This is a genomic window from Bellilinea caldifistulae, assembly GCF_001306055.1.
GTDB classification, from domain to species: domain Bacteria; phylum Chloroflexota; class Anaerolineae; order Anaerolineales; family Anaerolineaceae; genus Bellilinea; species Bellilinea caldifistulae.
The window spans coordinates 1-26,214 of sequence record NZ_LGHJ01000005.1 but is presented as its reverse complement, the minus strand read 5'-3'; the positions used below and the strand labels follow the sequence as shown (position 1 = coordinate 26,214).

Sequence of the window (26,214 nt, the reverse complement as noted above, 5' to 3'; positions counted from 1 at the left end):
TTCCTCCTGAGGTGTTGATAGTATTATAAACTTATAAGAAAAATTCATGAACAAAATTGTGAAATTTTCCTCAAAGGGAGAACTTCTATGAATATTATAAGTGAAGGCCGACAGGATGGTTTTCCAATTCTCCTGCTTCATGGTTTGGGGGCAAATGCCGAGTCATGGTATTTTCAAATACCTGCGCTTTTGGATGCTGGTTATCGGGTAATTGCACCGGATTTACCGGGCTTTGGAAAATCCATTTTTGAGGGTGATCAGTGGAATTTTGATCGGGTTACCCAAGAGTTGGTCCAAATTCTGCGTTCCGCGGGGATCAAAAAAATGGGATTAATGGGGATTTCAATGGGGGGAGTTATCGGGTTGAAACTTGCAGCAGAATATCCTGATCTTGTGCTGATGTCGGTGCTGGTCAACACTTTTGCTGTGTTACGTCCCCGCAGATGGAGTGAGTTTCGGTATTTTGTTCGCAGAGGGGTGCGGGCGTTTTTCCTTTCTCCACAAGCTCAGGCTGAATTGGTTGCCAGTAGAATTTTCCCAAGCGATGACAAAAGACTTTTTCGGGAAATGCTTACTCAAAGCATTAAACAGGCTGATCCAAAGGTGTATCGCCAGGCCATGCTGGCATTAACCCGGTTTGATGGGCGGGAATTGGCCAAAAGGATCACAAACCCGGTGCTGGTTGTTAGCGGAGCAAAGGATACAACCATACCATTGTACTTGCAAAAAAGGTTAGTTGAATTGTTACCTAACGGCGGTCATGTGATCATCGAGGGCGGTGGTCATGCCTTACCTATTGATCAGCCCGGGTTATTTAATCAAGTCATGCTCAGCTTTTATGCTAACCCTTCCGAAATGGTTCGAACGTATTGCTCAAAGTCCACCAACGGCTGTTTACAGGAAAAGTTTTGACAGATATAAGCCGTAGGTTGATTTTGTATTGTGGATTTTTCCTCAAAAATTTTTGGGGCGTGTTCGGAAAGCGGCAGAGAAGCATATACCCGAATACGACGCGGATGGTAGGGTGTCACCGCCGGACTAAACCATTGCAAATGGGGCTGGAAAGATGAGGAGGGAGATACCAGCGCGACTTGTTGAATTGGGCCAGCGGCAAAATCCTGAATCTGCAGCCAATATGCAAAGGCGGTTGGATATTCTGCGGCGGTTTGTTGTAGAGTTGCCAGTAATTCAAGAGCGATTTCCTGATAGGAACTGCGTTCATCCAATGCCCAGAGAAGCATCAAGGCGTGAGCAGCCAAGGCGTTTCCCGATGGAATGGGGTTGTCCTGTGGATATTTAGGGAGGAGGGGTATATTTGAGGATTGTTGGGCAGCATCGAAAAATCCGCCCTCAGGGTCTTTGAACCGACCAATCACCCACTCCACAAGTCTCTGCGCTTCAAAATACCACCGGGAATTGTCATCGAATTGATATAAGGTAAGCAAGGCAACCGCCAAACCCGCATAATCTTCCAAAAACGCCGGGGTTCGAGAAATACCTTGCCGCCATGTGCGATAAAGAGTGTTTTCGCTTATCAAATTTTCAAGAATAAACGCGGCATTTCTTTGGGCTGCCAGTAAATAATCTTGCCGTTGTAAATAATGACCGGCCTCGGCAAAGGCACGCAATGCCAGAGCGTTCCAAGAAACAATGATTTTGTCATCCGTGTGAGGACGAATCCGTTCACTGCGTGCTCTGTGAAGTGCCTGGATAGGAATATCCAGCTGTTTCAGATATTCTTGCACCGGTAAGCCCTGGTCGGCAGCAAGAATATTGAAAGGAGCGCGACTCTGTAAGATAATTTTGCCTTCAAAATTTCCCTCATCTGGTAGTGGGTAAGTCGCCAGAAAAATCTCTCTTTCCGGAAGATTTTGAAGGGCTGTGAGAATTTCGGTTTTGCTCCAAAGATAATACCTGCCTTCTTCGCCTTCCGAGTCGGCATCCAGGCTTGAATAAAAACCACCTGAGGAATGGGTCATTTCTCGTAAAATGAAATCCAAAGTCCGTTCGCAGGTGTAACGATATTCAATGTCACCGGTCAGCAGGTAGGCATGAAGATAGGTCTGGGCAAGCAGGGCGTTATCATAAAGCATTTTTTCAAAGTGGGGCACCAGCCAGCGACTATCGGTGCTGTAACGGTGAAAACCACCCCCAACAACATCCCATAGACCACCCCCTTGCATCACATCGAGCGCGTGTCGTGCAATCTCCAGCGATTCGGGTTGGCCCCTGAAATGACGGTGTAGAAGAAACTCAATCACCATGGGCTGTGGAAATTTAGGCGCACGGCCCCAGCCCCCATTTTGACGGTCGTAATGCCGAATCAAGTTTGTTGCGGCTTGATCCAACAGCTCCGGGTTGATTTGAGATGCGGTAACAGTACGCCACTGATTGGTTTCCTGAAGGTATTCTGAAACTTTTTCGGCAACCGATTCGATGTTTTGCCGATTGGTTTGCCAAACCTGCTGAATGCCTTCTAAAACTTCCAAAAAAGAGGGCATTCCATAGCGTGGAACCGGCGGAAAGTAGGTTCCCCCATAGAAAGGTTTAAGGTCAGGCGTCAAAAAAACGCTCATCGGCCAGCCACCTTGACCCGTCATTGAAATGACCGCGCTCATATATAGATTGTCCAAATCGGGGCGTTCTTCTCGATCCACTTTGATGGGCACAAAGTATTGATTGAGGTAACTGGCGGTGCGAGGGTCTTTGAAAGATTCTTCTTCCATTACATGGCACCAATGACACGCAGCATAACCGATGGAGAGAAAAATGGGCTTATTTTCCAGTTTTGCTTTTTGCAAGGCTTCATCGCCCCATGGATACCAGTCCACGGGGTTGTGGGCATGCTGTAGAAGATATGGAGAGGTTTCTTTGATTAAACGATTGGGCATGGTCACACCTATATATACTTTATATTACCTTATTTATCCAAAAGTTTGCAGATATTTTTTTCCAAAATATAACCAGAATTTTTGCTTGGGTCATGCAAAAGGGAGTATACTCAATCATCAGTTTGTAATTTTCATCATTAATCCCTTGTGAGGTGAGAGATGATCACAATTGAAAAGGTTGACTTATCCAATAAAAAAGCGGTCAATGAATTTGTTGAATTTCCCTTCAAAATTTATCGAAATATTCCTCAATGGGTACCGCCCATTCTGAGTGATATCAAGTTGATGTTGAATCCGAAAAAACATCCCTTTTATGAACATTCCGAAGGGGAGTTTTTTGTGGCTCGCATGAATGGGGAAATGGTTGGCCGTATTGGAGCGTTGGAGAATAAGCCTTTCAACGAATACCATGACACCCGTCAGGCTCAGTTTTATTTGTTCGAATGTGTTGACGATCAAGATGTGGCTAACGCTTTGTTCAATCGGGTGTTTGAATGGGCGCATGCTCGTGGATTGAATGAAGTGGTTGGTCCCAAAGGCTTAAGTCCGTTTGATGGTTACGGTATTCAAATTGAAGGATTTGAACACCGCCAAATGATGGTGATGATGAATTACAACCCTCCCTATTACGTGAAGCTGGTAGAAAATTTGGGATTTCAAAAAGAAGTGGACTTCGTCTCGTGTTATCTTCATCGGGATAAATTTCAGATGCCAGAAAAAGTTCATCTGGTTGCCCAGCGGGTCAAGGAAAAGGGCACTTTTCGGGTAGTAACCTTTAATACCAAGCGGGAATTAAAGGCTTACGCACCTCAAATTGGAGAAGCCTATAACAAGACTTTTGTGAACAATTGGGAATATTACCCCTTGACGCAGCGGGAGATTGATTTTGTGGTGCAGAACCTGTTGACGATTGCCGATCCGCGTTTGATTAAAGTCATTCTCTATGGGGATAAGATTGTGGGATTCCTGTTCGGTTTTCCAGATGTTTCGGCGGCACTACAACGGGCAAAAGGCCGGTTGACGCCCTGGGCAATTATTGATTTACTGGCGGAAATGAAGAGAACGAAATGGGTGTCTTTAAATGGAGCGGGAATTCTACCGGAATATCAGGGACGAGGTGGAAATGCCTTGTTATATTCAGAAATGGATAAAACCATCAAGGAATATGGATTTGAACATTTTGAATTGACCCAGGTGGCAGAAACGGCTGTTCAAATGCGAAAAGATCTGATCAATGTCGGGGGAATACCCTATAAGAATCATCGAGTATATTACAAGCATATTTGATTTTGTTGCTTGCGGGACTTAAAGGATTGGCATGACTTCTGACATCCCGGCGCCATGCCAATCCTTCTTAAATCGAACGTTTGATTGTGTTTTTACCAAGATCAATCCCCTGGCTTATGGCGTATCCAATGAAGAAGGTGATGTAAGGCATAAGGGGTAGATAGTACCTCTGAAAAGCGAGTGGAATTCCACCGATAATTCCAGCGAATTGAACGATAAAAGTCAGCAGAAAAAGAGTGGCCGGATTTGAAAATTTCCATATTGAACTCCAATGCCGGCGGATCATCCAGAACAGGCCAATGATGGTCAGGGAAAGAAAGAAGCCTCCCTTGAAAAATCCATTGGTTAGATTATTCCATGGGCGGGAGAAGTAAATTTGGGCGGGGAGTTCTGTAGCAGAAAGATAGTTTCCAACATCAGCAACCGCTGGTGGGGCGATATAAATCTGGGCGATTAGTGCCAATAAACGTTCTGGAACGGTTTGGGGTGTTTGAGAGGGATTGAAACCTCCAATTGCAGTCGTTTGAGCGGCTAATAAATTTTGTCTTTCTTTGGCGGCAGCTTTCAAAGCATCCAGTGGGGATGACCATAAAACCGGATTGAGTAAAAATGTAGTCAGGATAAAAATAATTGAATAAAGCAGCACCGGTTTCAAACGATGGTGGAAAGGCGAATTTGAAGAACTCATCAGGCAATTAATCCATCCAGCCAAAACCAGTGGAGCGGTTGAGTATTTGGCATTAAATGCCAATGCGATTGGAACTGCCAGCAGCCAAACGGGCTTTTTCCCTGAAACCAGAAGATAAAGAGAAAGGCAAGAAAAAAAGGCTAAAAGACTTTCTGCCATTGCCCGGCGAGTATGGAGCAGGATTAAGGCATTCAAGGCTGTAAAAACAAGGTTAAGCCAGGCAGTTTTCTTATCGGCCAGCACTTCGCCCGTTTTATAAGCAAAGTAAAGAAGCAACGGAAAGACGAAACTGACTGCTAATCGAGAAATCAAAAGGGTGGATGGGGGAGGCAAAGCACCCGATTGTACGTTTTCTTCCCACGATTTTCCCCAATCCCAATCGGCCGGTAACGGGGGGACCTTAAAAATCAAGCCGAACATGCCGATAAACCAGCGGCTGACAGGTGGATCAAGCAATCGGTATCGCTGACGCAAATCTTCAGAATTGTTTGGATTATAGGAAAGGTAGGAAGGTTGGGAGAAGAAAAAATCAACATCCCGGCTCATGAAAATTTGGGTGCTTTCATCTGGGTGAAAGGGAACTTCACGAATTCCAATAAAATATAAAAGGCTGAAAAGAAAAATAACAACAAAAAGAAAGGCTTTTTTCTTCAGGTTTTGAATCATTGGGTAATGCCCCGATAAAATTGTTTGGTAGTGAATTCCAATCCTGAATACAATAATATTACTGTATTTTCAAGCAAAAAGGTTTTACTACCATTCAACTATGAAGCGATACCTGCTTTTGGCCTTCGTGATTTTACTGGGGCTATCTCTGAAAGTTTCCCTGCTTGTTTTAAATGTTTTTCCCTTCAATGCAGATGAAGCAGTGGTGGGGTTAATGGCTCGCCACATATTGGCGGGGGAAAAGCCCATCTTTTTCTACGGACAGGCCTACATGGGCAGTTTAGATGCCTTCCTTGTAGCATTTTTTTTTAAGGCTTTTGGTCAATCGGTTTTTGGAATCAGGCTTGTTCAGGTAATTTTATATCTTTTAACGATATTGACAGGTTTTTGGGTCGGTTATCAATTTTTTGGATCGTTCCGTGCCGGTTTGATCGCTACCTTATTACTGGCAATACCGCCGGTCAATACGACGCTATATACTACGGTCAGTTTAGGGGGATATGGCGAAGCCTTGCTGATCGGGAATTTAATTTTGATAACAACATTTTACTTGTTGAAATATTCAGAAGCAAGTTCAGAAATCAGTTTTCGAGTTAGTAAAAGCGGTGGTGAAGCCGATACAGAAGTTAATCGTGCATCAGGAATGCGTACATTTAGACTAGGGAGCCACTCCGTTATTTTGTGGTTGTTATGGGGTTTTTTGTGTGGGTTTGGATTATGGGTGAATGGGTTGACTATGGTTTACAGTGTTCCGGCAGGTATCGGAATTTTACTTCGTACCTTCCGGATTAAAAACTTAAGAATCATTACCTGGAGGATAACCCTGGTTTTGGTGGGATTACTGGTGGGCTCATTTCCCTGGTGGTTTTTTGCATTTCAAAATGGCTTAGGCTCACTGATTCACGAATTATTCGGTGCGGCTGTGGCAGTGGAGCGTGAGCCTTTTTGGTTAAGAACGATTAATCATATGGTCTACTTTGTAGTGTTGGGTTTGCCTGCTGCAATCGGGTTGCGTCCTCCGTGGGATGTTTTCTGGCTGGGATTGCCATTGATCCCATTCACATTACTTTTATGGGGGAAAATTTTTTGGGATTGGATCAGATCGCCTCGTTCGTTTCAAGTCAAAGTGATTGAAGGGGTTATCTTTACTTTCATTCTCGGTTTTGTGTTTACTTCGTTTGGTGTTGACCCAAGTGGAAGATATTTTTTACCCGTTTGGCTGGTATTAAGTCTGATGGGGGGAAAAGTTCTGGATGAATGGGGTAAAAAGAAGCCTGCATATTTAAGTCTGGCCGGGTTGATTGCACTTTTCAACCTGTGGGGAAATTTGCAATGTACAGCATCCAATCCACCGGGTTTGACAACCCAATTTTACGCCCCTGCACGGGTGGATATGGGAGATATGCCGGAAGTAATTCAATATCTGCGGGAAAATGGCGAATTGAGGGGTTATACGAACTACTGGGTTGCTTATCCGCTGGCGTTTCTTACACACGAAGAGATCATTTTCAGTCCCCGATTCCCGTATCATCCAGATTTAAGATATACGCGGCGCGATGATCGTTACCCGCTCTATACACAAATGGTTGAGGAATCGGACAAGGTGGCTTTGATAACCACTCGAAATCCTGCCCTGGATCAAAAACTGCGTAGTTTGCTCCAAGAGAGAAAAATTTTATGGAACGAGAAACAGATTGGTGACTTTGTCATTTATTACAACCTGTCAAATCCTATACGGATAGTTGATTTCGAAAAATTATTTATTCAAACTGATAGCGCGCAATGATCAACCTTTTGGAAAAAGATCAAAAAAACCTCGATAATTTGCTGTTTTGCATTACCCTGTTGCTGGTGTTTATCATGGCTGTGCGTGTGCCGCTGGACAGCGACATGTGGTGGCATCTCAGGGCAGGTCAATGGACAATTCAGAACGGAAGTCCACTGCTAAAGGATGTGTTTTCTTATACCCGGGCAGGGGAGAACTGGATTAATCATTCTTGGCTGGGTGAGGTTGTTCTTTATTGGTTTTTTGAAAATGCCGGTTTTTGGGGGTTGGGTTTATGTGTAGCGATTACAGCGGTAGCCAGTATGGGAATATTATATAAAATCATGGAGGGCGGAGCCTTATTTAAAGCGTGGTTTGTGATTTTGGCTGCGATCATCTGTTCTTTCGTCTGGTCACCACGCCCGCAAATATTTTCGTTATTGATGTTCGTAATTTTATTGGGGCTGATTCGAACATATCGGAAGCATGGCGGTTTTCAGGGTACGATATGGTTTTTTACTTTGTTTGTTCTTTGGTCCAATCTTCACGGTGGATATGGTTTGGGAATTTTTCTTCTACTTTTTCTGCTGGCGGGCGAGATCCTGGATTCTCTCTTGATACCCTCGAATGAAGGGAAGCGATTTGGGAGGCTGAAAAAATATTTCATTTGGATACTGGTGGCTTTGTCAGGTGTCTTAATCAATCCGAATGGTTTAAATACCCTGATTGTTCCTTTTAAGACCGTAGGGGTGCAAACCTTGCAATCCTTGATTGATGAGTGGGCGTCACCTGATTTTCATCAACTGGCAATGCAGCCATTTCTTGTTTTACTTTTTATTGTTATCTTTTCATTCGCATATTCAAAAAAGACGGTCAGTGGTTTTGAAATTGTCGGCTTTTTGGGATTTACTTATTTAGCCCTGGTTGCAAAACGCAATTTTGCACCGTTTGCGATTTTTGCTACCCTGACCGTTGGTAATCATTTGCCTGAGATCTTCGTTGATATTACAAAAAATTTGAAAAATTTCTTTAATCAACATGGTAATCGGATGAGTCGAAACCAGGTTGTTTTTCCATTCAACTTTCGCCGGGTCATCAATATGACGATAATCGGATTACTGGGAATGGTTGCCATTGGAAAATGGTTTTATGTGACTCATCCAGTGGTGGTTAGTGCCTATGAGGCTCGGTTCTATCCTCAAAAAGCCGTAGCGTATTTGAAAGAGAAGGGAATTCCGGACGGCAGATTATGGAATAGTTACGGTTGGGGAGGTTATTTGATCTGGAATATGCCTGAAACACCGGTCTTTGTTGACGGGAGAACCGACCTATTTGGCGATGAAATTCTGAAGGATTGGCTGAACATTCTCAACACCGGTGAGGGGTGGGAAGAAGCCGTAGAAAAATGGAAAATCGGCTGGTTTTTGATTGAGCCCCAACAACCCGTAGTAGAGAAATTAATCAAAAAGGGTTGGAGAGTACTCTACGAGGATGAGGTCAGTATTGTCGTTGCACGAGAGGGGGACCAGTCGGATTAAGGAAACCGGTTATACCATTCCTTATACAAATCATCACGGCGATCCTGTCCTGAATTCAAGTGTTGTTTTACCTCATCAATTAAATCAAAGTTCATTTCTACGGTGATTAATTCTTCTTGATTGGAAGACCCTTCTGCCAGTACATCTCCCCACGGAGATACGACTGCACTGTACCCGGCCAGTGGGGTATTTCCAATCATTCCAATTGCATTGACACCCGCCACAAACAATTGATTTTCGATGGCTCTGGCTTTGAGAAATGTGCGCCAGTGTTCGGCACGTTTGGCACCCCATTGGGCAACGATCAAAACACAAGATGCACCTTGCCTTGAATAAAAACGGAACAATTCCGGAAAACGAAGATCATAACAGATGGCCAAACCGGCTTTAGCCCAGTTAAAATCAACGGAGAGATATTGGTCACCCGGCTGAAAAAACTGATCTTCATCTAGTAGACGGAATAAATGGACTTTGTGATAAGGAGGAGTGACACTTTTATCCGGCAAGGTGATCAAGAAAGTGTTGCGGCAGCCCACTTCGTCGCAAGTGATATAAGACCCCCCAATAGAAAGATGATATTGTTCGGAAAGTGACTTTAACTCGCCAATAATTTCCTGATTAATTTGGGTATATGTTGAACCGTTTTGTAAATCGTAACCACTGCTCCATAATTCGGGCAGTAAAATGATTGAAGAGCCTGAGCGGGCAGCCTGTTCAATATAGGGCAGTGCTGTTTTAAAATTTTGCTCAGGCTTTCCAATTTGAACTTCAAATTGGGCAAGTGAAATTTTTGTCTTCATACTGGGCTGAATTATAATTGATTAGGGGTTGGTCGGTACTTTAAGGAGAAGCGTTCTCGATGTCACGAAATTCCTCATTGGCAATTATAGTGCTTTTTGTGCTCGGAAGTGGTTTGTTTGGTCTGTTGGTGTGGGGGAATTATCGTTATACGGCTCAAAATCCAGGGGGCAATGATTTTTTAGTTCACTGGATGGGAACGAAATCCTTTTTTGAAGATGGGTTGAGCCCGTATTCTGATGAGGTGGCACTTCGCATTCAAAATATGGTGTATGGCCGGCCAGCCAGGGCGGGTGAACATGAATTGCGGGTTGCTTATCCTCTCTATTCGATTCTCGTCTTTTTGCCGTTTGCGCTGATAGCAGATTACAACCTTGCCCGTGCGGTTTGGATGGCGGTTTTGGAATCCGGTTTGATCCTTATGGCGTTTTTGTCTTTAGGGTTGGTACGATGGCGGCCAAAACCGCTCATTCTGGCCTTGTTTTTATTGTTTTCGGTCTTCTGGTATCATGCCTTAAGACCAGTGATTCTGGGGAATGTGGTCATTTTAATCGCCCTCGCCATAGTGGGGATATTACTTGCCGTCCGCGCCGGTAATGATGAGCTGGCCGGGATTCTCATGGCTTTAATCACCATCAAACCGCAGGTTGTTTTGTTGTTGATTGTGTTTGTGTTATTTTGGGCGGCCAGCCATCGCCGCTGGAAAATTATCATCTGGTTTTTGATTGGTATGGGCTTCCTAATTGGTTTGGCGTTAATTTTGATCCCGGATTGGATCATCCAAAACTTACGGGAAGTTCTACGCTATCCATCTTATAATCCTCCGGGTACTTTGCCGGCTGCATTAGGGGCAATTATCCCACAGGGAGGTGAGCGCCTTGGCCGAGTGGTTTCCGGGATGGTGGTGTTGATTTTGATGGTGGAATGGTTCATCAATCGAAAGAGTGAATTTCGAGCTTTTTTGTGGACCGCGTGTCTCACTATAACTGTCAGCTTTTGGGTCGGGTTGCAAACCGATCCTGGTAATTTCATCGTGGCTTATCCGGGGGTTGTTTTAACTTTCGCTGTTTGGGTTGAGCGTTGGCGGAATCGGGGAGTAGTTCTTTCCGTGGCTACCATGTTTTTACTTTTTGTCGGAATCTGGGAGATTTTTCTAACCACAGTAGAGATGGATTACCAACCCATTCAAAGCCCGGTGATGTTCCTGCCATTACCCCTGTTTTTGATCCTCGTCCTGTATTGGAATCGCTGGTGGGCTGTTAGACCACCGCGATTGTGGTTTGAAACGCTCGAATCCAGGGCATCTTCGTAGATATGTCGAAAGGAAGTGAGCGGTCTTACTTGACACTTGCTCTACTGCTAGCCGTTGGATTACGGCTGACGGGGATCAGAAGCCGTGAAATCCAGTATGATGATGCCTTCAGTATTTTCCTTGCCCGTCAGGATTTGGGGAATATTATCAAAGGAACGGCAGCAGACACGATGCCGCCTTTGTATTATTTTTTGCTTCATTTTTGGCAGGGATTGAATGATAATCTGGTTTTCTTGAGGTTGTTCAGTGTTGGCTTGTCCATAATCGGCTGGTTTATCGCGGTTGACCTTGCCCGGCGGATGTTTGGGTGGCGCACTGGTATCACCGCCGGTATATTGCTGGCGATATCGCCGCTGCAAATTTATCACAGCCAGGATTTACGGATGTACGCTTTAATGCTGGCGGGGCAGCTAGGTTATTACTGGTTTTTTTACCGAATATTTGAAGAAAAACAGGATAAGGCGGGTTTTTGGGTTGGGTTAGTCTTGAGCGGTGTCGTGGCGATGTATAGCCATGCCTTAGCGGGGTTCGGTTTAATTTGGGGAAACGTCTATCTTCTTTGGAAAAAAAGATGGGAGGACCAGATACAAATAATTAAAGCTCAGCTGGTTATTGGATTGTTTTATTTACCATGGGCTTTCTTGTTGCCTGGTCAAATTGCCAAAGTTCAGAGAGCTTTCTGGACCCCCAGGCCTGGGATTGTGGAGATTTTTCAGGCTGTTATATTATTTCATGCCAATCTACCCTTGAAAGGTGCATTGTTGCCAATAGCAGCCGTTTTCAGCGCACAGCTGTTTTTTGTTGTACTCTGGGAATTGTGGAAAGATCGGAGTGACAGGTCAGCCATAATGCTGTTAAACCTGATTCTGTTCGGATTACCCATTCTGTTATTTGTGATTTCCTACTTCATGCAGCCGGTTTTTGTTACAAGGGTTTTCATTCTCTCCAGTGTTATGTATTCCATTGTAGCGGCAAGGATCATTGTCTTGAGATGGAAACGAGGAATAGGAGCATTTCTTTTAGGGGGTTTTCTTGTGACAGCTGCAATATCTTTACCTTCTTTTTATACCTATGCTGAATTTCCTCGCTCGCCTTTCCGTCAGGCTGTGGAATATCTCAATTTACCCCAAAACCGGGATGTGTTCATTTTGCATGACAATAAACTCAGCTACTTCCCGATGCGCTTTTATGATGAAAATCACGATGCGGCTTTTCTCGCAGATGAACCCGGCTCTCCCAACGATACACTGGCGCTGGTTTCCCAACAAGCGATGGGGATTTACCCGATAGAAGATTACTCCCGAATAATTCGGGAAAAAGAACGATTCTTCTTTGTCGTTTTCAGGAAAGCCGTTCAGGAATTTTCAGAGAGGGGCTTTAAGCATCCGGTTCTTGAGGCTCTTTCCAGCCAATACATACAATTAAGTCACACACAAATCGGTGATTTAGATATTTACGAATTCGGGAATCGGCCATGAAAGGATGGGAGATGGCAAGAAAAATCCCCCAATCAAATTGGTTTTGGTACCTGAGTGGAATAATCTTTGCCCTGATTGGAACACAATTTCAAAAGGGACCGGGATATATGGATTCAGCATATTACACGGTGGGAGGTCTGCAACTCTTTGAAGGAAATGGCTTTGTAGAACCATATATTTGGAATTACCTCGCTAATCCAAAAGGATTGCCTGCTCCGGCATTTGTTTACTGGATGCCTCTACCGTCGCTGCTTGCGTTTATGGGCATGTGGCTTGGTCGTTCTCCAGATTTTGTGTGGGCAAAATTACCGTTTCTCTTGATGGCTGGATTTTTGCCGGTACTAACCGTTTATCTTACCAGGAAAGTGATAACAAATCCCGCCTATGCCTGGATAGCCGGCGGCCTTGCAGTTTTTCCGGGGGTTTATGCCCTTTATCTGACCATTCCTGAAACCTTTATACCTTATATGATAGGGGGAGGGTTATTTGTCATTATTGCATTTTTTGCAAACAATCAGTGGATTGGAGGATTAGAGAGTTTTCAAAGATTTTTACTGCTGGGTTTTATAGCCGGTTGGATGCATTTGACCAGGGCGGATGGTTTGATTTGGTTGATTTCCGCTTTTGGGGTTGTCATTTGGAGAATCCGGCCATGGCAATCCCGCCAAAAAATGCGCGTAGCCATAAACGGGTTGTTGGCTCTTTTACTCGGTTATTTGATTCTGACAGGGGGTTGGTACTATCGAAATTGGGTTGTTTTTGGGAGTATGTTTCCACCCGGCAACGGAAAAAGTCTTTGGCTGACAAGCTACAACCAGCTTTTTGCTTATCCGAATGATCACCTGACCTTTACAAACTGGCTTAAAGCCGGATTGCCGGCCATTATCCACGCAAGGCTGGATGCACTCAGCTTGAATTTGCAGAACTTTCTTGTTGTTCAGGGTTCAATCATCCTGGTACCACTTATCCTGGTGGGGTGCTGGAGCAAAAGACATCATTCGGCAGTAAAATTTGAAACCATGATGTGGTTGTTGATATTGGGAATGATGACTATTGTGTTTCCGTTTGCTGGTTCACGTGGGGGGTTTTTGCATTCGGGAGCAGCTATTCAGATATTCTTTTGGAGCATGTCGGTTGCTGGCCTGGAGCAGCTTATTATCTGGATGAAAAAGGCGCGCGGTTGGGGTATGTCTACTTCAATGACGTTGTTTGGCACCTTTTTAATCTTGATCAATCTATTCATTGCAGGATGGTTTTTTTACCAGCGCGTATATAGAGTCCCCAATCATCTTGTGTGGAATGAAAGTATCGAGCGGTATCAGAGAGTTGGGGAAAGGCTTGATGACCTCCACATTTCCAAACAATTTATTGCAATGGTCAATAATCCGCCGGGTTTTTATTGGGCTACCAGAAGACCCAGTATTGTCATCCCTGATGGGGATATCCGTCACGCCCTTGCAGCCGCGAAAAGATACGGAGCGACCTACTTGCTTCTGGAAGAAAATCAGGAAAACCTGTCCAATCTGTACGCAAACCCTCACGATATGAGTGGGGTGCGTTTGCTGGAGACTCACGAGGGAGTTCACTTCTTCTTGTTGCTTCCGGAGGCGGAATGGGGGTGGGGGGAGATTTCCTGGTTTAAAAAATAAGAACAGCAACAACAGGTTGTGCTATACTTGGCATGATTTTCAAGTTGTACAAAAGAGAGGGCCTCCATGAGCAATCATCTGAAGAATGAGGATACACGGGAAGAATATCTTACCTTTTTAAGGGAAAAAAAGGCTCAATTCACAAAAGATCTGGATGACAATGATACTTTGATCAATTTACAAAATTCACAAATCGCCAAGCTGAACGAACTTAACAAGCAAAAAATTACCCAATTGAACTTTGTTAAAGCTCAAATTGACAGTTTGCCAAGGCAGGATATTGTCAGAACTTATGAGGAAACCATTGAATCCCTCAATCAAATGGTTCAAAAAAGGAGTCAATTAGAAAAATTACAAACCAAAAAACAATATCTTGAAGAATTATTGGACTTAATTGAAAAAACCAACCGATTTTTAGAAGAGGAGATGGGTGGAGCGGGGGAAGAACGCGGAACCGTATTGTTGCAGAAATTGATTGATGCTCAAGAGGCGGAACGCCAGCGCCTCTCCAGACAAATGCACGATGGCCCGGCTCAGGCATTATCGAACTTTGTGGTTCAAATGGAAATTGTCAGTCGTTTGTTTGATGTTGACCCTACTCGCGCAAAACAGGAATTGGAGAATCTAAAGGCCGCCGCCTTGAACACCTTCCAAAAAGTCCGTTTGTTCATCACGGATCTGAGACCGATGATGCTGGATGATTTGGGGTTGTTTCCCACTCTCAAGCGATATGTGGAAAACTTCCAAAATGAAAGTGGCGTTGATATTAAGCTCGATATAATGGGCGCCGAAAGGCGACTGGAACCCTATATTGAGGTCTTGATATTCCGTTCACTTCAGGAAATCATCGGGAATGCCGCCCGGCACAATAACGACCTCTCCCAAAAATTAAAGATAGAGGTTTCGATCATCATGGATTCTCAATTGATTAAAGTGCAGGTAAAAGATGATGGAAAGGGCTTTGATCCTTCCAAGGCAATGGCCGGCAAGGGTTTGGGCTTGAAATTAATCAAAGAACGGGTTGAGATGCTGGGTGGCTACTTCAACATCGATTCTCGCATCGGTGGCAGTGGAACTGTAGTGTCATTTCAAATTCCTTATTCACATGAAGAAACAACCTGAGACATCATAACTTTTATTCAAGGTGGAGGTAAATATGACAAAAACAATCGGTATTTTAACCGGGGGTGGAGATGTACCGGGATTGAACCCCTGCATCAAGGCAGTTGTGATGAATGCTTTAGAGCAGGGGTATCGGGTCATCGGTATACGTCGGGGTTGGGCAGGTTTATTGCATTACAATCAGAATGAGCCATCTACGCGTGATTACTATGTTCGTGAATTGCACGAAGAAGATGTTCGTACGATTGACCGCACAGGGGGAACCGTTCTACATACATCACGAACCAATCCTCAACGGGTATCACTGAAAGATGCTCCAGATTTTCTAAAAAATTCCAATTATGGGAAGAAAGTAGCCGGTGAGGAAAAGATTGATTACACCGATTATGTTCTTGAGGTTTTAGCCAATTTAGGTATTGATGTATTGGTACCTATCGGTGGGGACGATACACTATCCTTCGCCGTTAGACTGCATAAAGAGGGATTCCCGATTGTAGCCTGTCCGAAAACTATGGACAATGACATCTTTGGTACGGATTATTGTATCGGTTTTTCCACGGCAGTCACCCGAAGTGTTGAGTTTATCACCAATATGCGCACTTCCGTTGGTTCTCATGAACGGATTGGGGTGGTTGAATTATTTGGAAGAAATTCTGGAGAAACCAGTCTGATCACGGCTTACCTGGCTTATGTTGATCGGGCTATCATTTCCGAAGTACCGTTCAATATGCAGAAACTGGCTGACTTTTTGATGGCAGATAAACGCCGCAATCCCTCAAACTATGCAATTATGACCATATCCGAAGGCGCTGTGATGGAAGGTGGTGAAGTGGTGGAAAGTGGAGAAGCGGATCCCTTTGGCCACCGGAAATTGGGTGGAATTGGTCAGATTGTTTGCGAGGAAATCAAGCGCTTGACCGGTCAACATACCATGTATCAACAGCTGGCGTACTTGATGCGATCTGGCGCTCCCGATTCGTTAGATCGAATGGTGGCGATGTCATTTGGCACAATGGCGGTTCAGCTAATCCGTCGAAATGAGACCGGTAAAATGGTCGCTTTACATGGTGGAAAATACACCACCGTGCCGATTGAGATGGTTCTGGCGGGTCGAAAACGAGTGGATGTACCGGCTTATTACGACATTGAAAATTACAAACCCAAGATTCGTGATTTCATGGGTGTGCCCATGTTTTTGAGCTGAGTCTTTTATGCCCAAAAAAGATCAGGGTGTCAGCAACAATCGGTTTCAAATTATCCCGCGTACTTTGATATTTATCACGCAGGGAAACCGATTGTTGCTGATTAAGGGGCACCCCCAGAAGAGAATATGGGCGAATTTGTATAATGGAATTGGGGGACATATCGAACGGGGTGAAGATGTACTTTCAGCAGCCCGGCGTGAGCTGAAAGAAGAAACGGGGTTGGAAATTGACCACCTCTGGTTATGTGGAATTGTGATGATTGATGCCGGAGAAGAAACTGGAATCGGTTTGTTTGTTTTTCGCGGAGAAACTGATCAACAACCTGTAGAAAATTCAGCGGAGGGGTCGTTGGAATGGATTGCTCTAGAGAAATTGCGAGAATATCCCCTTGTAGAGGATTTACCAGTTTTGTTGCCAAAGGTGCTCAGTGCAAAAAGAAATGGTGAGCTTTTTTATGCCCGATACTGGTACGATGAAAACGATCACCTTAGAATTGACTTTTCGAACTAACAATTATTTTTGATTTTTCTCGAAAAACACAAGTAATGTACTGCCATAACGCCGCTGTTCAACCTCGATCAGATGATCAAGGGTCAGCTTTTCGTATTCGAGGGGGTCTATTTGAACGATTGCCCAACCATCATCAGCCAGCCAGTTTATATTTTGGTCGAGCTTAGTCAAGATTTCTTTCCAAAGATTTTTATACTGAGGCGGGGCAATAAAAATGTAGTCAAAAGATTGATGAGGGGGAGTGGATAGAAGGAGAAAAGCGTCCTGTTGGGTAATTTTTGCGTTATCCTTCAAACGGGCACGTTCAAGATTTGCGCGGATAGCTGCGATTGCCAGCCGATGAATGTCGTTGAAGTGGACAAAAGATGCTCCCCTGCTCAGAGCCTCAATTCCAACACTACCAGTGCCCGCAAACAAATCCAGTAGAGATGCGTTTTCAATGTCCGACCCAATAATATTAAACAAAGCCTCTTTAACCCGGTCTGTTATTGGGCGAGTGATATTGCCGGGTACACCTTGTAATCGTATTCCTTTGGCTTTGCCGGAAATGATTCGTGGGTTGCTCATTCTTTTTGCGATTCTACTGCGTGACGGGCAGCAAGAATGTTACCATAAGGAGCTGTAATGGGAATCACGCAACCTGTACCCAGGATGAAACGGCTCCCTACGGTTTGGTCAATAGCTTTTTGCGCTTCCTGATAAACTGCTTGAGGTGTTCCCATTACCATCGTTTCCCACTGCCTTAAACCACCACAAACAACACCCTTGAATTGTTCTTGAGCTTCGCTCAATGTGGGAGAGGTTTGTTGATCATGCCAGTTCAATACCTGAACGGGATAATCACAGACCTGATCGAACATGATGTGATCGCCGTGAATATGTCCCACATTCAACCAGAAGGATTTGGCAGCTTCAAGTATCTGAAGATCATAAAACCGCCCAAAGGTTTGAAATTCCGAGATAGATAGGTGGCTGAATTGAGCGTGTTGAACCGCGTAAAAGATGCCATCAATGCCGGTTTTTTTAAGTTCTTCTATAAAATTGAGGGTTGATTGAGTAATTATTTCTAGACCGGTCTTGAATGCATCCGGGCAGGCACGCATGTGAACCAACAAATTTTCTTTACCCACCAAGTTTTTAGCCTGAGAAAGAGGACTGAAAATCGTGTGAATCACAGGAGTAGTCATTGAAAATTCTTTCACAATCAGTTCAAGACACTCCAGCATCTGGCCCAGGTGGCCTTTACGGGGATGGAGAACTTTCAATTTTTCCCAATCAGAAAAGTCTTTGATTAATGTTTCATCGTAATCACGCGTGCCTTCCGGGTTGCCTCGCCAAACGTCGCTTACACCCCAATCTTTAATGCAGTAAGAGGATGCCGGCGTGACTTTGATAAAATCAAAGTCAAAGGTGCGCTGGAAATTGGAAATTGCAGCTGCCAGACCATCCGGGGATTGATCATCTACAGGAAAGTGCCGCCACAAAGCAACTGGCGGACGGTCGGCAATTTCTCCGGCAAGGCAAATTTCCATTCTTTTTCGGTGAGATAATTCGCTCATTTTAACCTTCCTTTACGCCGTTTATCCTTAATACCTCGTCAATCTTCTTTTGAATTTCTTGTTCTTCTGCTTTTCTCCCTGAAAAATATTCAGTCATAAAACGAGAACGGCGAAGACGAAGTGCCATCGGGGCAACCTGACGTAGATCTTCCCTTGTCACAATGGTTCGATTATCAGCAGCTGCAAAGGCTCGAGATGCTTCAAATAATGTGATTTCGGCACGAAGGGAATCAATTTGCATCTTTTGAATAAGTTGAATGCCTTGTTTGGCGACATCTTCTGGCAATACTACACTGGGCAGAATGCTTTTCGCGTGGGCAATTTCTTCTGCGGCCATGTTTGATTCGGCCTGATAAAGGGCTATCATTTTACGTGGATTCTGACGGTACAGGTGTGTGCGGTGGTAGGCTTCAAGTCTCTCCTGCGGCTCATCCAACCCTTTGACAATGACACGCAGGCCGAACCGATCCATGATTTGGGGACGCAAATTACCTTCTTCAGGGTTCATGGAACCAATTAACGTGAATCTTGCCCGGTATGTGGCGGTGATAGGGCCGCGTCTGACCGTATAACTTCCGCTTGCGGAAGCATCCAGGATGGCGTCAATTATCTCGTCAGCAAGCAGATTTACTTCATCAACATACAGAATGTTCAAATCTGCATGAGCGAGTACGCCCCTTTTTAACCGCAAGCGGTCATGAACAACTGCTCGTTCATCAATGCCGCCAATTACATCTTCCAGTTTTGCGTTGAGCGGAAGTTCCACCAATTTCACCCGATCTTGAATAGTGAGGGGTTTTCCTTCGGCAAACTTTTTAGCACAATCGGGACAAACACCATCCATACCAAACGCTTCAATATCCTCCGGCAGGCAGCCGTAAAAACAAGCACTCCGTTCCACTGGCGGGAGTAAGTCAATCAGGGAACGTACGGCAGTGGTTTTCCCGGTTCCGCGTGGACCAATCAGGAGAACTCCGCCAATTTCGGGATTAATCAGGCTCAGGCATAGAGCGATCTTCATTTCTTTCTGACCGACCAACGCCAGAAACGGAAAGGGCAAAACTTCAGCGTAACCAGCATCTTCCTGAGGAATCTGGTCTTTTATGCTCCTGCCAGAGACAAGGTCAATTAATTCCCGAAGGGAGCGAATGTTGGACGGTGGAAGGGGGGAATCTTCAGCCGGTATTTCAATCATCTTTACTCAAGAAGTGACATCGTTGTAAGTCCAGTATCGGTTGGCGATGAAGTTCCAGATCATGACTGTTCCGATGACAATTGCCAAAGCAGCATTGTGGGCAATGACAATTGGAGTCGCAGCACCTTTGGGAAACCAACTGGAGAAGGTGCGTATCAATAAACCCTCCAACCATAGGAAGATCGGAGTACGAATAGCCAATCCAATGACACTCACAACCGCAAATTGAACCCACTGGCGCATAATGGATTTGCTGCGGGAATCGGGATAAGTCCACAGGCGGTTCCAGGTGAAATTGCTGAAGACGGCAAGTGTAAAGGAGATTGCCTGAGCAAAAACTGCGTTTTCCCGAAAATAAGGAACGAAATGGGTAAGAAGGTTGAACACGCCGAAGTCAATGGCTGCTCCAATTGCTCCAACAATCGCAAAGCGGATAAAACGGGTTCGTTCGCGGGAGTTTGTCAAAATCATTCCAATCCCAATTTCATTTTGAAGTAGGGTATGGTCTTTTTGATGCCTTCTTCTAAGGAGATCGTTGGCTGCCATTTCAAAATTTCCTTTGCTCGGGTAATGTCCGGTCGGCGTCGTTGAGGATCATCGCCTAACCGTGATAATTCTTTCATGATAATACCGGCTTTATTGCCGACCAATCGGTTAATGGTTTCTGCAAACTCCAAAATGGTGATTTCTGCAGGATTACCGATGTTGACTGGAAAATGTTCGTCGGACAGTAATAACCGATAAATTCCCTCAATCAGATCATCTACATAACAAAAACTGCGGGTTTGTAATCCATCTCCATAAACGGTGAGCGGTTCTCCGCGCAAAGCCTGCTGAATAAAGTTTGGGACTACCCGACCATCGTCTAATCGCATTCTTGGCCCATAGGTATTGAAGATGCGAACGATGCGTGTATCGATTCCGTGGTAGCGGTGATAGGCCATCGTCAGCGCTTCAGCGAAGCGCTTGGCTTCATCATAAACGGATCGGATACCAATTGGGTCAACATGACCCCAGTAAGTCTCTTTTTGGGGGTGTTCCAACGGATCACCGTAAATTTCGCTAGTTGACGCCAGCAGATAGCGGGCATTATGAGCGCGAGCGACCCCAAGGGTGTTATGAGTACCCAATGCACCGGCTTTCATGGTTTGAATGGGTAAATTGGTGTATCCATAGGGAGAAGATGGATTAGGGCTGGCGGGGGACGCAAAATGCAAAACAGCGTCAATTTTACCAGGCACAAAAATAAAATTAGCTACATCGTGGCGGATGAACTCGAATCTTGGATTGTTGGTAAGATGAGCAAGATTCTCCGGGCTGCCCGTGATGAAATTATCCATACCAACGACTGAATGGCCTTCATTCAACAAGCGTTCGCAAAGGTGTGAACCTAAAAATCCTGCGGCACCGGTTACTAAAATTCTCATTGGGATTTAAACCTTTCGAAATAAGATTATTTCCAGTCAATTCGTGTAATCAGGCTGTCGCCAGTCACCTGCCTGGGCTGCCAATCTTGGGTTGAAATGAGCCAGACATTTCCCTGGTAAATAAAACCAAGGTAATTGTGAGTAGTATCGTTTTGCGCGGGTGACCAGACAACTTTCTGCGGGTCAAGTCCAGTACCCCCTTCTGTCGGAAAAATTACTTTACGATTGGAGCCATCTGGTTGCATTACGACCAGACGGTAACGGCTATTTTCACTCTGTTCTGGAAAGATAGCCTCAAGGTAAGCAAGCCATGCCTGAGTTTCCGTTTTCCCCTTGGAAATGCTTGGATATGCAAACATGCCGGTTTGTGAAATTAATTTTACCAGCGGACCTGAAGGTAAGATAAAAGCATTCAAATCAAAAAGCGGGGATGACTCCGGGTCACTAACACCCGCCATCGGGGCGTGATTCACCACATACAGTACTTTACCGTCCAAACTCCACTCAATACCCGGAACCCATGCCCAATCGGATCGTGTTTGGAAGGGTAACAGATTCATGAGAGGATTCAAGGTTCCATCATCCTCGTTGACGAGACCAACCGCGTCTGGGCGGGAAAAAGCGATGGAATTGGTCGAGGGTGATATGTGGTAGGAGGTTCCCCACCAGCCGTAAATTCCTCCCGCATTGGTTTCGATGATGCTTTCATCACGAACGACTCTTCCGTTCGAATTAAATACAAGCCGCCTCAAATCATTATTGGCTTGCCAACCGGGAGCTGTTGGGCGAGGTTCGACGGTGGAATACAGGATTGTTGCCGTACGATTAGGTAGCCATTCGGCGAAGTGAATGATATTTTTTACGTTGAGATTAATGGGTTGCGCGTTTTCCTGATCCAGGCTGACCACCCATAGGGTGTTGATTTCACCCTCTGCGTTGGATTTGCGTGTAAAAAGTAGCCATTCCCCGTTGGGTGAAAGGCTAAAAATCCGTCCATCTAAATCGCCAGTCGTAACAATCGGCTTGCGCTGACGGGTGTCTCGTTCTATAAGCCAGGCATTGCCAGCGGTTAGATAGGCGAGTTTGCCTGGAATTTCCAGTGGAACAAAGGGAGATTGAATTCCAATCATCAAGATTTCGGGTTTGGCTTCTTTTATGACTTCGATTTTGAAAATCGATCGTGAAGTTTCAACGCCGTTTTCAATTAAACGACGATAGGTGATTTGTTGAATGCCATTTTCTCCGGGTTGAACCAGTAAGGATTCGCCTTCGGTGAGGTTTTCGTTTTTTACGGTTTGTCTTTCAAATGGAATAACAATTTCTTCTTGTTCAAATTCTTCTTCAACCCGGGTAATTTTTATCGTGGTTGGTTCGGTGATGATGGTAAAGGAAGGGGGTTCGGTGCGATCCAAGGAACCCAGTTCAATGTTGCCCATTTGGAGAACATCCAGAACTGACGATCCAAAAGGGGCAAATACCTCGATTTGACCGTTGGAATCCACCACTGTAACAGGAAGAGCTGAAGTCGAATTCGCTTGAGGAGAATTACACCCCGACAATAAGAAAAGGAGAATAGCCACTTTAAACAAGTGGAAACTCGAAGAATACAGCCCTTTTTTATGTTCAGTATTGATCACAAGACCAGCAATCTTATTCGTTTTTATCTGATTCAAGTATAATCAGCCAAGATTAATTGAACAGGCATATTATAGCATGAGTGAAGCGAACCTACCTGAGGATCAGTTTTCCTTGGAGTCCAAATTGGAATCCTTATTGTTTGTTGCTCCTTCGCCAGTAAGTGCGCATCAACTGGCGGAGGCGCTAGGAGTCCACACAGATGAAGTTGAACAAGGTTTAAGAAGATTGTCCCTGATCTTTCAACAGGGTCGAGGACTGAGAATTCAGTATTTTCAAGGCAAGTATCAATTGACCACTCCAGCTGAATTGGCTTTGTTGATTGAGCGATTTTTGGGTCTTGAGGCAACCAGTCGTCTTAGCCGGGCGGCTTTAGAAACACTAGCAATTATTGCCTACCGCCAGCCGATCACCCGGCCGGGTATTGATGCGGTTCGAGGGGTGAACAGCGATGGGGTCTTAAAAAGTCTGCTGTCAAAAGGGTTGGTTCAAGAGGTCGGCAGGGCGGAAGGCCCCGGTCGTCCTATTTTGTATGGAACAACCATGGATTTCTTGCAGCACTTTGGTTTAAATTCGCTGGATGATTTACCGCCCTTCGAGTTGCTTGAACAAGAAGGGGTCAGCCCAGAAGAACAGAAGTTATTAAAGGATTGATCAATGGGAGAGGAACGGGTACAAAAAATTCTTTCAAGGGCAGGTTTTGGATCAAGACGAGCCTGTGAGCTGTTAATTGCGGATGGCAGGGTTCGAGTCAATGGGGAATTGATTTCACTCGGTGCAAAAGCAGATGTGGAAAAGGATGAGATCACGGTAGATGGTCAACCCATTCCTAAACCGAGCGGGAAGAAAATTTATATTGCTTTGCACAAACCCCGCGGCGTACTTTCGGATGATGTGAAGGGAACTGAGCGTAAAACAGTATTTGACCTTGTTCCTTTGCCGGAGCATTTATTCGTCGTTGGGAGATTGGATTATGATAGCGAGGGTTTAATACTTCTTACCAACGATGGAGAATTAGCCAATCGGCTTACCCATCCGCGTTACGGACACGAAAAAGAGTACCGGGTCTTGTTGTTTACCAAACCAGATGAAGAACAACTGGCAATTTGGAGGCGGGGTGTGGTGCTTCCCGACGGGACTCGCACAGCGCCCGCTCAAGTTGTCGTGGAAGGAAGCGCCGGGAAGGGGGTATGGCTTCGAGTGGTTATGCGCGAAGGTAAGAAAAGACAGATACGCGAGATTGGAAAAACAATCGGGCTGCCAGTGAATCGAATCATCAGACTGCGGATTGGAAATTTGAAATTAGGCAGCCTGAAACCGGGTGAATGGAGATACCTGAACCCTGCAGAGGTGAAAGCACTCAGCGAGGTGGTTAAGCAAAAAAGTAACCCCTCTAGCAGAGAGGGGTCTCCAAAATCTTCGCCAATCAACAGGGAAAAAAAGAGTCAGACAAGGTCTTCCTCCGGTAAACCTTTTTGAATTTCTTGAATAAGAGATAGAGCAACCGGTTTTTCTTTTCCCCGTTTGCGAATGAAGTCTTTTAATTTTTCTAACGACAAGGCCGGAATGGGAGAGCCGTTAGTTTCCAGGCGGGCTTTTGGATTGGTAAAAACCAAAATGGCTTGAACCTCGGGTGTTTCCAGATCAGGGAATTTTTTCTTCAGGAATTTTTCTAGATCATTGGTGGTGTACTGTGCATCCAGTTCCGGTCTTCCCAATCCTTCCTGCCCAAAAATTTTCAAGTACAGATTACCGCCTTTTTGACGAAAGCGATTTTTGTTCTCATCGTAAATAATTGTTCCGCCAACTGAAATTGGAACCAGTGCAATGATGCCGGCAGGGCCGATAAGAGCATGTGGAACATCCGTCACATAATGATAAAGGGTGTATTTATCCTCCAATCCCTTTAATCCTGATGTGAGCAGTTCATCAGGTCGTGGAGACCTTCCCCATCGGTTGCCGAAGTAGATACCTATCTGAGTCATCAGAAAGCCGAACAATAAAGCACCAAATGTGATGGTGATTTGTTCCGGTTGGGTGAAAGAGTAATACAAGCCAATGGCAAGCACGATGAGAGCGCCAATGGTGAGTGTTTGACCAATTTTTTTATTGCGCTTGATCAGTTTGGTGTTGGAAACAATCTTCATGGGATGAAACCTCAATTCAGGACTGATTCAAAGTGGTTTTTGCAATATTTTCAACCATTTCAAGCCGCTCTTCGATGGCTGAGCGCAAGGCCGGTAATAAGTCGGCTTTGACGGCTTGACGGGCAATGCGAATCGCATTATACATGGCGCGGTTGTCGGAACGACCATGACCCACAAAAACCAAACCGTCAATTCCCAGAAGCGGTGCAGCCCCTACTTCGGCAGGGTCCATCATGGCTTTCAGTTTATTAAAGGCAGGCCTGGCGAGCAATGCACCTATCTTGGTGATTGTGGAGGCGGTCAATTCTTCTTTCAAAGTGTCTGTCAGCAACTTGGCAACCGCCTCGCTGGATTTAAGGAGAATGTTTCCGGTGAATCCATCGGTTACGACCACATCGGCTGCACCACCAAAGAGTTCTTTGCCTTCAACATTGCCAATGAAGTTCAATCCAGATTTTTCCAGGATAGGAAATGTGTCCTTGATTAATTGGTTACCCTTGCCGGCTTCTTCTCCATTCGACAACAATCCGACCCGCGGATTTTTCCTGTTAAGGACTTTTTCGGCATAAATGCTGCCTAAAACAGCAAATTGAAGAAGAAATTCAGGCCGACAATCTGCATTGGCGCCGATGTCGAGAACAACGCAATGCCCGCCCCTCACAGGGAAGAGAGCAGTTAAAGCGGGCCGGGCAACACCTTTAATTCGTCCTAATATGCGTAAGGCGTTGAACATCGCGGCTCCAGTGTTTCCGGCAGTAACAAAGGCATCTCCACGACCTTCTTTGACAAGGTTAAGCCCAACAGCCATTGAGTTACGCGGTTTACGCTTGGCGGCTTCAACCGGTTTCTCTCCCATCTCAACCAGATCAGGTGCATGTTCAATATGGATGGGAAGGTTTTGGGAATCGAGCGCCTTCAATTTGGGCTTTACTAAATTCTCATCACCAACAAGTATGATCTCTTCTGAAAATTCTTTTGCCGCGATTACGGCTGCCTGAATTTCGGGGTCTGGATATTGATCAGAACCCATTGCGTCCAAAATGATTGTCATGGCATCCTCCGATTGGGTGGGTCTCGGCAAGCAGATTTCTTGACATACTACCAGAGCAGATTATAATATCGAAGCCGATTGCGCTGGTGCTGGAATTGGCAGACAGGCATGGTTGAGGGCCATGTGCCGAAAGGCGTGTGGGTTCAACTCCCACCCAGCGCACAAGGGGCTGTCCAAAAAGTAAGGGACAGCCCTTTTCTTTTTAGGAGAAACGTGATTCAATGGGGGCATGAAAAGAAAACCTGCCGCTCCTGTCTTCAAACCTTATGTGATGGGTCAACCTTATCTGCT

At 45.1% G+C, this 26,214-nt stretch carries 23 protein-coding genes and 1 tRNA gene; 13 read left to right on the top strand and 11 right to left on the bottom strand.

The window, feature by feature from the left end:
• Positions 1-87: 87 nt before the first annotated feature.
• Positions 88-912, top strand: a complete 825-nt coding sequence (locus AC812_RS01210) for an alpha/beta fold hydrolase (RefSeq protein ID WP_061916314.1) — start codon at positions 88-90, stop codon at positions 910-912.
• Here AC812_RS01210 and AC812_RS01205 read toward each other — a convergent pair.
• Positions 837-2,891, bottom strand: a complete 2,055-nt coding sequence (locus AC812_RS01205) for a thioredoxin domain-containing protein (protein ID WP_061916316.1) — start codon at positions 2,889-2,891, stop codon at positions 837-839. The genes AC812_RS01210 and AC812_RS01205 overlap by 76 nt on opposite strands.
• A gap of 159 nt (positions 2,892-3,050) precedes the next feature.
• Between AC812_RS01205 and AC812_RS01200 the strand changes: the two genes are divergently transcribed.
• Positions 3,051-4,178: a hypothetical protein gene (locus AC812_RS01200; RefSeq protein WP_061916320.1), complete on the top strand. Its 1,128-nt coding sequence runs from the start codon at positions 3,051-3,053 to the stop codon at positions 4,176-4,178.
• Positions 4,179-4,245: 67 nt separating this feature from the next.
• Here AC812_RS01200 and AC812_RS01195 read toward each other — a convergent pair whose 3' ends face one another.
• Complete coding sequence (locus tag AC812_RS01195; protein ID WP_145962554.1) at positions 4,246-5,412, bottom strand: hypothetical protein; 1,167 nt, start codon at positions 5,410-5,412, stop codon at positions 4,246-4,248.
• Between the two features lie 220 nt (positions 5,413-5,632).
• Here AC812_RS01195 and AC812_RS01190 point away from each other — a divergent pair, with 220 nt between their 5' ends.
• Positions 5,633-7,318 carry a hypothetical protein gene (locus AC812_RS01190; protein ID WP_061916326.1) on the top strand — a complete coding sequence of 562 codons (1,686 nt, stop codon included), beginning with the start codon at positions 5,633-5,635 and terminating at the stop codon, positions 7,316-7,318.
• Positions 7,315-8,835 carry a hypothetical protein gene (locus AC812_RS01185; protein WP_061916329.1) on the top strand — a complete coding sequence of 507 codons (1,521 nt, stop codon included), beginning with the start codon at positions 7,315-7,317 and terminating at the stop codon, positions 8,833-8,835. The genes AC812_RS01190 and AC812_RS01185 overlap by 4 nt, the downstream gene beginning before the upstream one ends.
• Here the strand turns inward: AC812_RS01185 and AC812_RS01180 are convergent.
• Entirely contained in the window at positions 8,832-9,635 is an 804-nt protein-coding gene (locus tag AC812_RS01180; protein ID WP_061916332.1) for a nitrilase-related carbon-nitrogen hydrolase, read from the bottom strand. The two genes, AC812_RS01185 and AC812_RS01180, sit on opposite strands and share 4 nt — an antisense overlap.
• 59 nt (positions 9,636-9,694) lie before the next feature.
• On the opposite strand from AC812_RS01180, the gene AC812_RS01175 reads away from it, so the two are divergent.
• The 6 genes from AC812_RS01175 to AC812_RS01150 all read left to right on the top strand — a co-directional run bounded on the left by AC812_RS01175 (position 9,695) and on the right by AC812_RS01150 (position 16,909).
• Positions 9,695-10,945 (top strand): glycosyltransferase family 87 protein, encoded by a 1,251-nt coding sequence (locus tag AC812_RS01175; RefSeq protein WP_061916336.1) that lies wholly within the window; start codon positions 9,695-9,697, stop codon positions 10,943-10,945.
• 2 nt (positions 10,946-10,947) lie between these two features.
• A complete protein-coding gene (locus AC812_RS01170; RefSeq protein ID WP_082149066.1) occupies positions 10,948-12,423 on the top strand; it encodes a glycosyltransferase family 39 protein in 1,476 nt (491 codons plus the stop codon).
• An 11-nt stretch (positions 12,424-12,434) separates the two neighbouring features.
• The gene (locus AC812_RS01165; RefSeq protein WP_145962555.1) at positions 12,435-14,072 is read left to right on the top strand and encodes a hypothetical protein; all 1,638 of its coding nucleotides are present in this window, start codon (positions 12,435-12,437) and stop codon (positions 14,070-14,072) included.
• A 66-nt stretch (positions 14,073-14,138) separates the two neighbouring features.
• Positions 14,139-15,194: a sensor histidine kinase gene (locus AC812_RS01160; protein ID WP_061916345.1), complete on the top strand. Its 1,056-nt coding sequence runs from the start codon at positions 14,139-14,141 to the stop codon at positions 15,192-15,194.
• 34 nt (positions 15,195-15,228) lie between these two features.
• A complete protein-coding gene (locus tag AC812_RS01155) occupies positions 15,229-16,398 on the top strand; it encodes a 6-phosphofructokinase (protein WP_061916349.1) in 1,170 nt (389 codons plus the stop codon).
• A 7-nt stretch (positions 16,399-16,405) separates the two neighbouring features.
• Positions 16,406-16,909 carry an NUDIX hydrolase gene (locus AC812_RS01150; protein ID WP_061916352.1) on the top strand — a complete coding sequence of 168 codons (504 nt, stop codon included), beginning with the start codon at positions 16,406-16,408 and terminating at the stop codon, positions 16,907-16,909.
• A gap of 3 nt (positions 16,910-16,912) precedes the next feature.
• On the opposite strand, the gene rsmD is transcribed toward AC812_RS01150, so the two are convergent.
• The 6 genes from rsmD to AC812_RS01120 are packed head-to-tail and all read right to left on the bottom strand — an operon-like array spanning position 16,913 to position 22,763.
• Positions 16,913-17,476 carry a 16S rRNA (guanine(966)-N(2))-methyltransferase RsmD gene (rsmD, locus tag AC812_RS01145; RefSeq protein WP_061916355.1) on the bottom strand — a complete coding sequence of 188 codons (564 nt, stop codon included), beginning with the start codon at positions 17,474-17,476 and terminating at the stop codon, positions 16,913-16,915.
• Positions 17,473-18,468: a uroporphyrinogen decarboxylase family protein gene (locus tag AC812_RS01140; protein ID WP_061916357.1), complete on the bottom strand. Its 996-nt coding sequence runs from the start codon at positions 18,466-18,468 to the stop codon at positions 17,473-17,475. The genes rsmD and AC812_RS01140 overlap by 4 nt, the downstream gene beginning before the upstream one ends.
• Before the next feature lies 1 nt (position 18,469).
• A complete protein-coding gene (locus AC812_RS01135) occupies positions 18,470-19,663 on the bottom strand; it encodes a magnesium chelatase ATPase subunit I (RefSeq protein WP_061916360.1) in 1,194 nt (397 codons plus the stop codon).
• 6 nt (positions 19,664-19,669) lie between these two features.
• Entirely contained in the window at positions 19,670-20,128 is a 459-nt protein-coding gene (locus AC812_RS01130) for a GtrA family protein (protein WP_169787242.1), read from the bottom strand.
• Positions 20,129-20,130: 2 nt separating this feature from the next.
• A complete protein-coding gene (locus AC812_RS01125; RefSeq protein ID WP_061916366.1) occupies positions 20,131-21,090 on the bottom strand; it encodes a UDP-glucuronic acid decarboxylase family protein in 960 nt (319 codons plus the stop codon).
• Between the two features lie 26 nt (positions 21,091-21,116).
• Positions 21,117-22,763 carry a resuscitation-promoting factor gene (locus AC812_RS01120; protein WP_145962556.1) on the bottom strand — a complete coding sequence of 549 codons (1,647 nt, stop codon included), beginning with the start codon at positions 22,761-22,763 and terminating at the stop codon, positions 21,117-21,119.
• Between the two features lie 40 nt (positions 22,764-22,803).
• Between AC812_RS01120 and scpB the strand changes: the two genes are divergently transcribed.
• Both scpB and AC812_RS01110 read left to right on the top strand, forming a co-directional pair.
• Positions 22,804-23,379 (top strand): SMC-Scp complex subunit ScpB, encoded by a 576-nt coding sequence (scpB, locus tag AC812_RS01115; RefSeq protein ID WP_061916372.1) that lies wholly within the window; start codon positions 22,804-22,806, stop codon positions 23,377-23,379.
• A 3-nt stretch (positions 23,380-23,382) separates the two neighbouring features.
• The gene (locus AC812_RS01110; protein ID WP_061916375.1) at positions 23,383-24,204 is read left to right on the top strand and encodes a pseudouridine synthase; all 822 of its coding nucleotides are present in this window, start codon (positions 23,383-23,385) and stop codon (positions 24,202-24,204) included.
• Here the strand turns inward: AC812_RS01110 and AC812_RS01105 are convergent.
• Together AC812_RS01105 and plsX are read right to left on the bottom strand one after the other, a co-directional pair.
• Positions 24,171-24,872: a hypothetical protein gene (locus AC812_RS01105; RefSeq protein WP_061916378.1), complete on the bottom strand. Its 702-nt coding sequence runs from the start codon at positions 24,870-24,872 to the stop codon at positions 24,171-24,173. The genes AC812_RS01110 and AC812_RS01105 overlap by 34 nt on opposite strands.
• 16 nt (positions 24,873-24,888) lie before the next feature.
• Positions 24,889-25,923: a phosphate acyltransferase PlsX gene (gene plsX / locus AC812_RS01100; protein ID WP_061916380.1), complete on the bottom strand. Its 1,035-nt coding sequence runs from the start codon at positions 25,921-25,923 to the stop codon at positions 24,889-24,891.
• Positions 25,924-26,003: 80 nt separating this feature from the next.
• Between plsX and AC812_RS01095 the strand changes: the two genes are divergently transcribed.
• A tRNA-Leu gene (locus tag AC812_RS01095) sits at positions 26,004-26,085 on the top strand.
• Positions 26,086-26,214: the final 129 nt, after the last annotated feature.

Coding starts and splice junctions, on each gene's coding strand:
- AC812_RS01200 (WP_061916320.1), top strand. CDS start 3,051: ATGATCACAATTGAAAAGGTTGACTTATCCAATAAAAAAGCGGTCAAT.
- AC812_RS01155 (WP_061916349.1), top strand. CDS start 15,229: ATGACAAAAACAATCGGTATTTTAACCGGGGGTGGAGATGTACCGGGA.
- AC812_RS01185 (WP_061916329.1), top strand. CDS start 7,315: ATGATCAACCTTTTGGAAAAAGATCAAAAAAACCTCGATAATTTGCTG.
- AC812_RS01140 (WP_061916357.1), bottom strand. CDS start 18,468: ATGAGCGAATTATCTCACCGAAAAAGAATGGAAATTTGCCTTGCCGGA.
- rsmD (WP_061916355.1), bottom strand. CDS start 17,476: ATGAGCAACCCACGAATCATTTCCGGCAAAGCCAAAGGAATACGATTA.
- AC812_RS01105 (WP_061916378.1), bottom strand. CDS start 24,872: ATGAAGATTGTTTCCAACACCAAACTGATCAAGCGCAATAAAAAAATT.
- plsX (WP_061916380.1), bottom strand. CDS start 25,923: ATGACAATCATTTTGGACGCAATGGGTTCTGATCAATATCCAGACCCC.
- AC812_RS01205 (WP_061916316.1), bottom strand. CDS start 2,891: ATGCCCAATCGTTTAATCAAAGAAACCTCTCCATATCTTCTACAGCAT.
- AC812_RS01195 (WP_145962554.1), bottom strand. CDS start 5,412: ATGAGCCGGGATGTTGATTTTTTCTTCTCCCAACCTTCCTACCTTTCC.
- AC812_RS01160 (WP_061916345.1), top strand. CDS start 14,139: ATGAGCAATCATCTGAAGAATGAGGATACACGGGAAGAATATCTTACC.
- AC812_RS01175 (WP_061916336.1), top strand. CDS start 9,695: ATGTCACGAAATTCCTCATTGGCAATTATAGTGCTTTTTGTGCTCGGA.
- AC812_RS01165 (WP_145962555.1), top strand. CDS start 12,435: ATGGCAAGAAAAATCCCCCAATCAAATTGGTTTTGGTACCTGAGTGGA.
- AC812_RS01190 (WP_061916326.1), top strand. CDS start 5,633: ATGAAGCGATACCTGCTTTTGGCCTTCGTGATTTTACTGGGGCTATCT.
- AC812_RS01210 (WP_061916314.1), top strand. CDS start 88: ATGAATATTATAAGTGAAGGCCGACAGGATGGTTTTCCAATTCTCCTG.
- AC812_RS01150 (WP_061916352.1), top strand. CDS start 16,406: ATGCCCAAAAAAGATCAGGGTGTCAGCAACAATCGGTTTCAAATTATC.
- scpB (WP_061916372.1), top strand. CDS start 22,804: ATGAGTGAAGCGAACCTACCTGAGGATCAGTTTTCCTTGGAGTCCAAA.
- AC812_RS01125 (WP_061916366.1), bottom strand. CDS start 21,090: ATGAGAATTTTAGTAACCGGTGCCGCAGGATTTTTAGGTTCACACCTT.
- AC812_RS01135 (WP_061916360.1), bottom strand. CDS start 19,663: ATGATTGAAATACCGGCTGAAGATTCCCCCCTTCCACCGTCCAACATT.
- AC812_RS01170 (WP_082149066.1), top strand. CDS start 10,948: ATGTCGAAAGGAAGTGAGCGGTCTTACTTGACACTTGCTCTACTGCTA.
- AC812_RS01180 (WP_061916332.1), bottom strand. CDS start 9,635: ATGAAGACAAAAATTTCACTTGCCCAATTTGAAGTTCAAATTGGAAAG.
- AC812_RS01110 (WP_061916375.1), top strand. CDS start 23,383: ATGGGAGAGGAACGGGTACAAAAAATTCTTTCAAGGGCAGGTTTTGGA.